The organism is Saccharopolyspora sp. NPDC002686 (genome assembly GCF_040295745.1).
Lineage (GTDB): Bacteria > Actinomycetota > Actinomycetes > Mycobacteriales > Pseudonocardiaceae > Saccharopolyspora > Saccharopolyspora oryzae.
In genome coordinates this window covers 21,162-32,154 of sequence record NZ_JBEOVY010000042.1, presented here as the reverse complement: position 1 = coordinate 32,154, position 10,993 = coordinate 21,162, and the positions used below count along the sequence as shown (strand labels likewise).

9 protein-coding genes and 2 pseudogenes are annotated in these 10,993 nt (G+C 71.0%); 8 read left to right on the top strand and 3 right to left on the bottom strand.

What is annotated here, in order from left to right; genetic code table 11:
- Nucleotides 1-95, top strand: a pseudogene (locus tag ABTZ89_RS08465) (imidazole glycerol phosphate synthase subunit HisF); the annotation flags it as partial.
- A gap of 65 nt (nt 96-160) precedes the next feature.
- Here ABTZ89_RS08465 and ABTZ89_RS08460 read toward each other — a convergent pair.
- The 3 genes and pseudogenes from ABTZ89_RS08460 to ABTZ89_RS08450 form a co-directional block, all read right to left on the bottom strand.
- A pseudogene (locus ABTZ89_RS08460) lies at nt 161-1,795 on the bottom strand (multicopper oxidase family protein); the annotation flags it as partial.
- A 122-nt stretch (nt 1,796-1,917) separates the two neighbouring features.
- Entirely contained in the window at nt 1,918-2,478 is a 561-nt protein-coding gene (locus ABTZ89_RS08455; protein ID WP_351041828.1) for a GNAT family N-acetyltransferase, read from the bottom strand.
- Between the two features lie 42 nt (nt 2,479-2,520).
- Nucleotides 2,521-3,381, bottom strand: coding sequence for a phosphotransferase family protein (locus ABTZ89_RS08450; RefSeq protein WP_351041825.1), 861 nt, complete (start codon nt 3,379-3,381; stop codon nt 2,521-2,523).
- 146 nt (nt 3,382-3,527) lie between these two features.
- On the opposite strand from ABTZ89_RS08450, the gene ABTZ89_RS08445 reads away from it, so the two are divergent.
- From ABTZ89_RS08445 to cydD, 7 genes are all read left to right on the top strand, one after another.
- The gene (locus ABTZ89_RS08445) at nt 3,528-4,481 is read left to right on the top strand and encodes a S1C family serine protease (protein ID WP_351041822.1); all 954 of its coding nucleotides are present in this window, start codon (nt 3,528-3,530) and stop codon (nt 4,479-4,481) included.
- Nucleotides 4,482-4,522: 41 nt separating this feature from the next.
- Nucleotides 4,523-5,290: an ABC transporter permease gene (locus ABTZ89_RS08440; protein ID WP_351041819.1), complete on the top strand. Its 768-nt coding sequence runs from the start codon at nt 4,523-4,525 to the stop codon at nt 5,288-5,290.
- Nucleotides 5,287-6,441, top strand: a complete 1,155-nt coding sequence (locus ABTZ89_RS08435; RefSeq protein WP_351041816.1) for a sensor histidine kinase — start codon at nt 5,287-5,289, stop codon at nt 6,439-6,441. Before ABTZ89_RS08440 ends, ABTZ89_RS08435 begins: the two co-directional genes overlap by 4 nt.
- Complete coding sequence (locus tag ABTZ89_RS08430; protein WP_270949953.1) at nt 6,438-7,103, top strand: response regulator; 666 nt, start codon at nt 6,438-6,440, stop codon at nt 7,101-7,103. The genes ABTZ89_RS08435 and ABTZ89_RS08430 overlap by 4 nt, the downstream gene beginning before the upstream one ends.
- Nucleotides 7,104-7,214: 111 nt before the next feature.
- Nucleotides 7,215-8,480: a cytochrome ubiquinol oxidase subunit I gene (locus tag ABTZ89_RS08425; RefSeq protein ID WP_270949951.1), complete on the top strand. Its 1,266-nt coding sequence runs from the start codon at nt 7,215-7,217 to the stop codon at nt 8,478-8,480.
- A 10-nt stretch (nt 8,481-8,490) separates the two neighbouring features.
- Nucleotides 8,491-9,267, top strand: a complete 777-nt coding sequence (locus ABTZ89_RS08420) for a cytochrome d ubiquinol oxidase subunit II (RefSeq protein WP_351041811.1) — start codon at nt 8,491-8,493, stop codon at nt 9,265-9,267.
- Nucleotides 9,264-10,865, top strand: coding sequence for a thiol reductant ABC exporter subunit CydD (gene cydD / locus ABTZ89_RS08415; protein ID WP_351041809.1), 1,602 nt, complete (start codon nt 9,264-9,266; stop codon nt 10,863-10,865). Before ABTZ89_RS08420 ends, cydD begins: the two co-directional genes overlap by 4 nt.
- Nucleotides 10,866-10,993 lie beyond the last annotated feature (128 nt).

Below are 10,993 nucleotides of genomic sequence, written 5' to 3'. Positions count from 1 at the left end.
CTTACGACGCCGAAGGTGCCGACGAGCTGACCTTCCTGGACGTCACGGCTTCCTCCGGTGACCGCGAGACCACCTTCGACGTGGTCCGCCAGACCAACCGGTCCACCCCCGACAGCCCCCGAACCACCGGAAGCTGGGTCTGAGGTGCATCCCCAACGGCCAAAGGCCGCATCATCTCCCCGTCCTCGTGCGAGAGGATGTGGCAGTGCCACACCGAGGTCCCGGGAATGGTGAACCGCCCAACCCAAGCGGTGATGTACCCGGGCGGAGAAACGAAGGTCTCCTTGGGCCCGGATTCGTAAGCCCGAGCCGGCTCAAACGCCCCGATCGTCCCCGGCACAGGCAGACCGTCCGAGTCCCACTGCCCAACCCGCCACCGCCCGATCAACCGGAACGCGGCCTCGTGCACATGGATCGGATGCGCATCAGGCGATCGGTTCCGCATAGCCCAAACCTCCGCCGACCCGAGCTGAGGAGTCTCGGTAACCGGATCAAGGTACTTGTACAACCGATCCCGATCCCCGAGCTGAGGATGACCGTCCACGACCTCCGCCGCCTGCACGGTCCGAAGCCGAGCCCCGTCCACCAGCGCCGACACTGGAGCAGCATCCTCGACGAGCACAGCAGGAACAGACGACCGATCCGGCGAACTCACCCCGGCCCCGACGTCGAACCGCATCAGCTGCGAGATCCCACCTCCGCTGGGGTCAACGTCGTTCATCGCGCCGAGCACCGCGGTCGCGTTGTTCGCCAGCACCCAGTTCTGCCCTTCGTGCCCGGTGAAGTTGACGACCACGACGTACCGCTCGGCCGGCGCGATGAGCAGCTCGTCGACCGGCGCCGGGCGCCGGAGGTAGCCGGAGTCGTTGCCCACCACCGTCATCGCGGGCCGGTCCGCCGAGCGGCCGTCGGTCTGCCGGAGGCTGAGCCGGTAGGAACGCGTGTCGGATGCGTTGAGCAGGGTGAAGGCGTAGCGCCGGGGTTCGACGGTCTGCTTCGGCGCCACGGTGCCGTTGACGACGGGGAGGTCGCCGAGGAACTCCGGGTCGGCGTGGCTGTAGCACAGCGAGCCGTCGGCGTTGAACTTCTTGTCCTGGATGGCGTACTGCTTGGCGAAGTCGCCCTTGGGCAGCGGGAGCGCGGCTTCGGTCTCGTCGGTGTTGGGGATGAAGCCCGCCAGGCCTTCGTAGACGTGGTACGAGGTGTTGTGGTGGTCGTGGTCGTGGTACCAGAGGGGCGCCGCGGCCTGGGCGTTCGGGTAGTGGTTGGTCTTCGAACCGCCCGGCGGGATCACCGGTTGGATCGGGTCGGGCACGCCGTCGCTGGCGGGCAGTTGCAGTCCGCCGTGCCGGTGCGCGGTGATGTTGTTGTCGTTGTCCGGCTGGTCGAACGGGAAGATCGGGGTACCGGCCGGCGGGAGTCCGTTGACCACCGTCACGTCGATCGGCTTGCCCCGCTCGGTGGCGATGGTCGGCCCGAGGTACTGCACCGGCGCACCGGGAGCGTGGTAGCCCAGCGTCGGCACTGCGGGCCATTCGCTGTGGAACGAGTGGCGTCCCAGGCGTGCGGTGAGGGTGTAGTGGCCCGGGGCGTCGGGCTCGGCGACCGGAAGCTGGCGTGCCTCGTCGGTGAAGAACGCGGGCACCGGGGAAGGGCCGCACTCGAGTGGTTCCTCGGCGTGCCCGGTCGGTGCCAGGAATCCGGCAGCGATCGCGAGCGCGCCGGTCAAGCTGAGCAATCTGGTGGGCGTCGGGGTTCTCCCGTGCCGCCGGTGGTCCGCACTCCTGCCGCGCATAGTTGAATCCCGGGGTAGGCGTGTCCGTCGCCGGGAGCTTCGGCAGGTTCGCCGCCCGGGTTGACGCGCGCCAGTCCCCGGGGTGACGGGAATCCACCGGTGCGGGCGAGCCGCGTGCCTGGTCAGCTGTTCGCGCGCCACTCGCGCTGGAGCATCGCGTAGACGAGTTCCTCGCGCCAGGTGCCCCTGATGATCATGCTGTCGACGAAGTGCGCTTCGCGGCGCATCCCCAGGCGCTCCATCAGCTTGGCCGAGGCGAGGTTGTGCGCCGAGCATCGCCCGATGATGCGGTGCAGGTCGAGCTCGTCGAACCCGAGGCGCAGCACGGCCCGCGCGGCCTCGGTGGCCAGGCCCTTGCCCTGGAAGTCGGGGTTGAAGATGTAGCCCACTTCGCCCTGCCGGTTCGCCCGGCTGAGCAGGACGAGCTCGACCTGGCCGATGACCTGCCCGGTCTCCGGCAGGACCGCCGCCAGGCTCAGGCAGTCGCCGTCCTCGCTCAGCGCGTTCTCGCGGGTCATCCGCTCGACCGCGGCTCCGGTCTGCTCGCGGTCGCGGGCCTCCCACAGCAGGTGCTGGGCGACGTCCGGCTTGCGCTGGTAGGCCCAGACGTCGTCGGTGTCGTCGAGGATGAAAGGCCGCAGCAGCAGGCGATCGGTGGCGATTGGGGCAGCAACCGTGAACACGATCCGACCTTATCCGCTGGAACGGTCTTCCCCGGTGGTCTTTCAGGCGCAGTCGCCCGGAACCGGTTCCCAGGCGCGGCGGAGTTGGGCGCGCAGCAGCCGTTCCGGACTGTCGTCGGCGCCGTGGAGCCGGTCGTCCAGCCGGATCAGGGTGTCGCAGCGGGCGAAGACGAGCCCGCGGGCGTTCGTGTCGGCGGAATAGCCCGCGCGCTCGGCGATGCGCACGGCCGCGGCGGACCCGACGGAGATCGCCAGGCCAGCGATGTCGGTCGCCGGATCGCCGAGCGCGGCATCGGTCCAGTCCAGCACCCCGGAGACCGAGCCGTGCTCGTCGACCAGCAGGTGCTCGCCCTTCAGGTCGGCGTGCAGCAGGGCCACCTCGGGGGCAGGGCCGACCGCCGCTGCATCCGGCGTGAACCTGCCCTGGACCTGCCCGTTCGCGGCGAGGCGATCGGCGGCGGCCTGCGCGGTGCGCACCAGTTCTGGGACATCGCGCCGAGGTGAGGTCGGCAGGCCGAGCTCGGCCGGTACCTCGGTCGAGCGCAGCGCGGCCAACATCGCGGCGAGCTCCCGCTCACCGGAGGCGCCCACCGGCCGGACCTCGGCGGACGCACCGGGCAAGCGCTCGTCGACGGTGAAGGCCAGCGCCGGTGCCCACTCCCCGCTGGCTGCCGAGCGGGGCAGGGGGATGCCGATCCGGCCGCGGAGCAGGTCGCGCAGCGCCAGTTCGCGCCGCTGCCGTTCGCCGGCTTCGGGATCCGGGGCCATGCGCACCACGTGGTGCTCGCCGAAGAACCACGAGAGGTGCTCGCCGCCTTCGTCGACCGGGCTGAGCGGGCCGGACAGCGCCAGCGCGTCCGACACCAGCGCCGCCACGTGTTCCGCGGTCGGGGTGCTCGTCATGCCCTGATCATCTCCGCGCGCGTTCTGGGCGGTCCACTCAATAATCCGCGGCGCGGATGCGCGCCGGGTAAGCCGACGGCGAACGGCGGGAATCCGGGGGTGTCCCGCGGCGTTGCGCTGGCACACAACTCCGGTTGGAGGTCGTGATGGCCGGGAATCCGCAAGATCCGTTCGACGCCCTGGACGGCTACTCGCGCACCGTGGCCGAGGTGGCCCGCACGATCATGCCGAGCGTGGCGAGCCTGCACCTGGCCGGGGAACGCGGGGAGGGGACCGGGTCGGCCGTGGTGTTCACCGAGGACGGCTTCCTGCTCACCAACGCGCACGTCGTCGGGGCGGCCGATGGCGGGACCGCGCGCTTCGCCGACGGATCCGATGCGCCGTTCTCCGTGGTCGGCGCCGATCCGCTGTCGGACCTGGCGGTGGTGCGGGCGGTGGGGGAGACGCCGCCGCCGGTGCAGCTGGGCGACAGCGACCGCTTGGTGGTCGGGCAGCTCGTGGTCGCGGTCGGCAACCCGCTCGGGCTGGCCGGTTCGGTCACCGCGGGCGTGATCAGCGGGCTCGGGCGGTCGCTGCCGGCACGCAGCGGACAGGCGGCCCGCATCATCGAGGACGTCATCCAGACCGACGCGGCGCTCAACCCCGGCAACTCCGGCGGGGCGCTGGCCGATTCGCGGGGAGTCGTGGTGGGGGTCAACACCGCGGTCGCCGGGGTGGGGCTCGGCCTGGCGATCCCGATCAACGCCACCACCCGCCGCATCATCGATTCGCTGGTCCGCCACGGTCGGGTCCGGCGCGCCTACCTGGGGCTGGTGACCACACCCGCGCCGCTGCCCGACGAGCTGGTCGAACGCACCGGCCAGCAGACCGGCTTGCGCGTGGTGGACGTGGTCCGGCGCAGCCCGGCCGAGCGAGCCGGACTCCACCGCGGCGACCTCGTGCTCACGGCGGGCGGCAACCCGGTCCGCGACGCCCAGGGGCTGCAGCGGCTGATGTTCGCCGAGGCCATCGGCCGCCCGCTGCAGATCACCGTGACCCGCAACGGAGCGCTGGTCGACGTGATCACCGAGCCGGTGGAGCTGCTCGACAGCCCGCGCTGACCGGCGGGCGCCGCGGTCGCGGAGCGGCCTAGAGTCGGGCGGTGTCATCTGGATCCATCCCGGTCACACCGGCACTCGGTGTGGCCATCGCGCTGCTGTTGATCGCCGCCGCAGCGGTTTCCGGGCTCGGTCGGCTGGCCCGCTTCCACCACGTGCTGTTCGCCGGGGTGCGCGGTGCGGTGCAGCTGGCCGTGGTGTCGCTGCTGATCGCCTACCTGGTCGAGTCGACCGCGCTGGCGGCGTTGTTCATCGTGCTGATGTTCGTGGTGGCCGCGCACACCGCGGGCCGGCGGATCACCGATGACCGGAGCTGGCTGTGGGCCGGGCTGCCGATCGCAGCGGGTGTCGCGCCCGCAGTGGGCCTGCTGGTCGTCACCGGTGCGGTGCCGCTGACCGGTTTGGTGCTGATCCCGCTGGTGGGGCAGCTGATCGGTGGCGCGATGGTCGCGACCGCGCTGGCCGGGAAGCGGTTGTTGGACGAGCTGCACCAGCGGCGGGGCGAGGTGGATGCAGCGCTGTCGCTGGGCATGACCGACCGGCTCGCCCGGCTGGAGATCGCCCGGCCGTCGGCGGGCGGTGCGCTGGTCCCGGCGCTCGACCAGACCCGGACCGTGGGCACGGTGACGTTGCCCGGTGCGTTCGTCGGGATGCTGCTCGGCGGTGCGACGCCGGTGCAGGCCGGGGTGGTGCAGCTGTACGTGCTGGTGGCGCTGCTGGCGGTGGAGTCGGTGGCGATCCTGGTCGCGCTGGAGATCGTCGCGCGCGGTCTGCTGACGAGGTCCGGAAAACCCCTATTCTTCCGGGCATGACGGTTTCCCGGCGGGTGCCCATCGTCGTGGTCGACGTCGCGGTGGCGGCGCTGATCGCCGTGGCGGTGCTGCTGGCCGGACTGCTGAGGTTCCCGTTCGAGCAGGGTGTTGTCCGGCTGCTCGACGTGGTGCTGGTACTCGGCACCTGCGCGGCGTTGGCGTTCCGCCGGCGGTTCCCCGTTCCGGTCGCGCTGGTGACGCTGGTGGGATGCGCGGTCTACTACCCGCTCAGCTCGCTGGACGGTCCGCTGATGCTGGCGTTCGCGGTCGCCTTGTGCACCGTGGCCGCTGAGGGGCGTACGGCGGTCGCGGTTCTGCTCGCGGTGGTGGCGATGCTGCTCGTCGGCTACGGCGAGGTGGCCAGCGGAGTCCGGCACCTGGACGACACCTCGCTGTACCTGTTCGCGGGCTGGCTGGTCGCGGCGGTCGCGATCGGCGGTCTGGTCCACAACCGGCGGGCCTACCTGCGCGAAGCGGACGAGCGGATGCGGGCTGTGGAGCGGGAGAAAGAAGAGGAAGCGCGCTCGCGGGCCAGCGAGGAGCGGCTGCGCATCGCGCGGGAGCTGCACGACGTGCTCGGCCACCACATCTCGCTGATCAACGTGCAGGCCGGCGCCGCGCTGCACCGGTTGGACGCCGATCCGGAGCAGGCCGGACCGGCGCTGACCTCGATCAAGCAGGCCAGCAAGGACGCGCTGCGCGACCTGCGCGCCACGCTCGGCGTGCTGCGGCAGGTCGACGAGGCCGCACCGACCGCGCCCGCACCGGGGCTGGACCGGCTGGACGACCTGGTCGCGCAGGCCCGCACCGCCGGGCTGGCGGTGCACGTCGAGGTCGACGGCGAGGTCCGGCCGCTCCCGCCGGAAGTCGGCCTCGCCGGGTACCGGATCGTGCAGGAGGCGCTGACCAACGTGACTCGGCACACCGACGCGCGCACGGCCTGCGTGCGCATAAGCTACTCCGACCGGGATGTCCGGGTGCGGATCGACGACGACGGGACGGCAGTGCCGGAGCAGGACTACGAGCGGGGCAACGGGATTCGCGGGATGGACGAGCGCGCGCGGGCGCTGGGCGGGGAGTTCGCCGCTGATGCCCTTCCGGCCGGAGGTTTCCAGGTGCGGGCTCGGTTGCCGTGGCGGGGTGCCCGGTGATCCGCGCGGTGCTGGCCGACGACCAGACGCTGGTGCGCGCCGGGTTCCGGTCCATTCTGGACGGCGAGGACGACATCGAGGTCGTCGGCGAGGCCGCTGACGGTGCCGAGGCGGTGTTCCGCGCCGGCGAGCTGCGCCCCGACGTCGTGCTGATGGACATCCGGATGCCCGGCCTGGACGGGTTGGAGGCGACGCGGCGGATCTGCACCGACCCGCGGCTGCCCGCGGTGAAGGTGATCATCCTGACCACCTTCGACGTGGACGACCACGTCTACGCGGCGTTGCGCGCCGGGGCGAGCGGATTCCTGGTCAAGGACACCGAACCGACCGAGCTGATCCACGCGGTGCGGGTGGTGGCGCGCGGCGATGCGCTGCTGGCGCCGGCGATCACCCGGCGGCTGATCGCCGAGTTCGCCGCGCGCAGCGAACGGCCCGCGCCCAGCCCCGGGCTGGAGGCGCTGACCGACCGCGAACGGCAGGTGCTGGTGCAGGTGGCGCGCGGGTTGTCCAACGACGAGATCGCCGAACGCCTGGTGCTCAGCCCGGCGACGGCGAAGACCCACGTCAGCCGGATCATGAGCAAGCTCGGCGCGCGCGACCGGGCGCAACTGGTGGTGCTGGCCTACGAGTCGGCCCTGATCGCCCCTGGTTGGCTGACCTGAGCGGCGCAACTCCGGGTGTAGGGGAGCGCCCCTAGGGGACGACCGGCGCGGTATCCGAAGTGCCCTCCGCAGCCGGACGTCCGATCGGGGCTGCGCGGCCAGCCTGGTGGCATGGATCCCGAAACCCTCGATCTGGCGCGCCTGCAGTTCGCCCTGACCGCCGGTAGCCACTTCCTGTTCGTCGCCCTGACCATCGGGCTGGCGACGCTGGTCGCGTGCGTGCAGACCGCGGCGACGCTGTCCGGGAATCCGGTGCACGAGCGGATGACCCGGTTCTGGGGCCAGCTCTACGTGATCAACTACGCGGTGGGCATCGTCACCGGGCTGGTGATGGAGTTCCAGTTCGGGCTCGCCTGGAGCGGGCTGATGCACGCGGCGGGCAACGTCATCGGGTCCTCGCTGGCGATGGAGGCGCTGGTCGCGTTCTTCCTCGAGTCGACGTTCCTCGGGCTGTGGATCTTCGGCTGGGGCAGGTTGAACCGGTGGGTGCACCTCGGGCTGATCTGGGTCGTCGCGCTCACGGCCTACGCCTCGGCGTACTGGATCCTGGTGACCAACGGCTTCCTGCAGAACCCCGTCGGCTACGAACGCGCCGGTGACCAACTGCGGCTCACCGATGCCTGGGCGGTGCTGACCAACCCGTCCGCGACGACGGCGTTCTGGCACATCCTGAGCGGATCCCTCTTGACCGCAGGGGTTTTCCTGGCGGGCATCAGCGCGCTGCACCTGTTCCGCCGGACCGCCGAGGTGGAGCTGTTCACCAAGTCGCTGCGGATCGGCCTGTTCACCGCGCTGCCCGCGCTGTTCGTGGCGGCGACGTTCGGCGGGGTGCAGTTCCAGCAGATCGCTGCGGTGCAGCCGATGAAGTCCGCGGTCTTCGAGCGGGACGGCGCGCAGATCGCTGCGCTGCAAGCCGAGCAGGCCGCCCGTTTCGGCGCCGGCGACTACGTACCTCCGGAGGCCTGGGTCAGGACGGGCGGTGTCCTGATGTTGCTGGCCTTCGCTCTGCTGCTGTACCTGGTCGTGCCCAGCGCGCTGATCGCGTTCTTCAAACCGGTGGTGCGGCGATTCCGGTTGTGGCACTTGGCGCTGGTGGCCGCGATCCCGCTGCCCTTCATCGCGATGATCTCGGGCTGGGTGTTCCGCGAGACGGGCCGCCAGCCGTGGGTGATCAACGGTGTTCTGCGCGTCGAGGACGCGGTCTCCGACGTGTCCCCGGCGGCGATGCGGACGTCCTTGCTGGTGTTCACCGTCCTCTTCGGACTGCTGCTGGTGGTCAACTGGTGGCTGCTGCTGCGCCAGGCCGTCCGCGGACCCGATGCGGTCGCCCTGGGTCGGGCGCCCGAAGAACCCCGTCCGATGACCGCGGCGCTGTGAGGAGCGAGACGTGGAACTGCTGGCAATCGCTGTGCTGGGCGTGTTCGCCCTCGGCTACTTCCTGCTCGGCGGCGCCGACATCGGCGTCGGGATGCTGCTTCCCGTGCTGGGGCGGGACGCGCGGCAACGGCGGATGGTGATCACCGCCATCGCCCCGTTCTTCCTCGGCAACGAGGTGTGGCTGGTGGCGACCGCGGGAATCCTGGTCGGCGCTTTTCCCGCGCTGGAAGGCGAACTGCTCACCGGTCTGTTCCCGGCCGTGGTCCTGCTGCTGACTAGCTGGATCGTGCGGGACATGGGGCTGTGGCTGCGGGGGCGGGCAGGCGCTCGCGCGTGGCGGGCGGTGTGCGATGCAGCGATCACCGGCGGCAGCTGGGGCGTGGCCTTGAGCTGGGGCTGGATGTTCGCCGGACTGCTTGCGGGCCAGATCCACGAGATCGCCACCGGGCCCGGCGCGGTGCTGGCCGCAGCCGCGATCGCGACGCTGTTCGCCCTGCACGGCTTGGCTTTCGCCCGGCTCCGGCTGTCCGGACCGCCGCACCAGCGCGCAGGTGTTTTGTTCGGGCGTTGCGGGCAGTGGCAGGGACTCGCGCTCACCGCTGGGGCGATGGCGCTGCTGTGCTCGGCGGTCGGGTTCCGGCTCCCGCTGGCGGAGAACGCGGCCGATCCCGGCACGCTCGCACTTCTGCTGCCCGCAACGCTGGTGCTCACGCCGTTCCTGATCGCCGCGCAGGCGGGCGTGTGGTGGATGTTCCGGGCACGCGTGGAAAGGCCGTCGTACCTGTGAGCAAACGACTCCTGCGCCTCATCGCGCGGCGAACCCGGATCGCGGTGGCACTGCTCGCACTGGTGCAGGCCGGGCTCATCATCGCGCAGGCAGACCTGCTCGCGCGCGCCATCGCCGAGCTCGATGCCGGCTACCTGTCGTGGCTCGCCGGTGCCGTGGCACTGCGTGCGGTCAGTGCCTGGTGCAGCAGTGCCGTCGTTCAGCACGCCGCAGCTGATCTCAAGGCCGATCTGCGCAGCGCGCTGTTCGAGCGCGCTGCGGCGCAGCGGTCGAGCGGGGCGTTCAGCACGCTGGTCACCAAGGGGATCGACGCGTTGGAGCCGGCGATCACCGGGGTGGTCCCGCAGCTGGCGCTCGTGGCGGTCGTGCCGCCGATCGTGCTGGTGCGGTTGGGGCTGGTCGACTGGCCGTCGGCGCTGATCACGGCCTTGACGATTCCGCTGATCCCGCTGTTCGGAGTGCTGATCGGACTGCGGACCAAGGACGTGACCACGCACCAGTGGGCGCACCTGCAGCGGCTCGGCGGGCACTTCCGGGACGTGCTGGCCGGCTTGAGCACGCTGCGCGTGTTCGGGCGGGCTGAGCACCAGGAAGCGGTCATCGCGCGGATGGCCGACGAGCACCGCTCGGCGACGATGCGGGCGCTGCGGGTGGCGTTCCTGTCCGGTTTCGTGCTGGAACTGGTGTGCTCGCTGGCGGTTGCGCTGGTCGCGGTGCCGGTGGGGCTTCGGCTGCTGTCCGGCGGCGTGGACCTGACCACGGCTCTGGTGGTCCTGCTGCTGACGCCGGAGGCGTTGCTGCCGCTGCGGGCGCTCGGCACCAGGTTCCACGCCGCTGCCGAGGGAATGGCAGCCGCTGAGCAGGTCTTCGAAGTCCTGGATCAGCCGCTCGCCGAACGGAGCGGGACGCAGCGGGTCGTTGCGGGGGAGATCCGCTTCGAGGACGTGAGCGTGCACTTCCCAGGACACGAGGATCCGGTGCTGGACCGCGTGTCGTTCGTGGTGCGGCCGGGGGAGCGGGTCGCGCTGGTCGGGCCCAGCGGCGCGGGCAAGTCGACGGTCCTGCACCTGCTGCTCGGATTCGTCCAGCCGACCTCCGGACGTGTTCTGGTGGACGGTGTCGACCTGCGAGAACTCGATCTGGACGACTGGCGTCGCCAGCTCGCGTGGGTGCCGCAGCACCCGCACCTGTTCGCCGGGACGATCGCGGACAACATTCGCCTCGGCGCAGCTGGTGCTTCGATGGCGGAAGTCCAGGCGGCCGCGCAGGCGGCGCACGCTGCGGAGTTCATCGAGCAGCATCCAGCGGGCTACCAGGCGCAGCTCGGCGACCGGGCTGCTGAACTCTCAGCCGGCCAGCGACAGCGCGTCGCGATCGCCCGCGCCTACCTCAAGAACGCACCGATCGTCCTGCTGGACGAGCCGACGGCACGCCTAGACCTGCACTCCGAAGCAGCGCTGACGGCCTCGGCCACAGAAGTGCTGCACGACAAGACGGCGATCCTGGTGGCACACCGGCCAGCACTGCTTTCGGTGGTGGACCGTGTGATCCGCCTGTGCAACGGATCTGTGGTGGAGCCACTGGAGGTGGCGAGATGAGGGGTCGTGTGCCAACCCGAGTGTTGCTCGACCGCACCTCAGGGGACCGTGACGCAAAGCGCGAGTTTGACCCCGTGCGCAACCACCACTGTGAATCGCGGAGAGGCGGCCCAGTGGCGCTGTTCCGC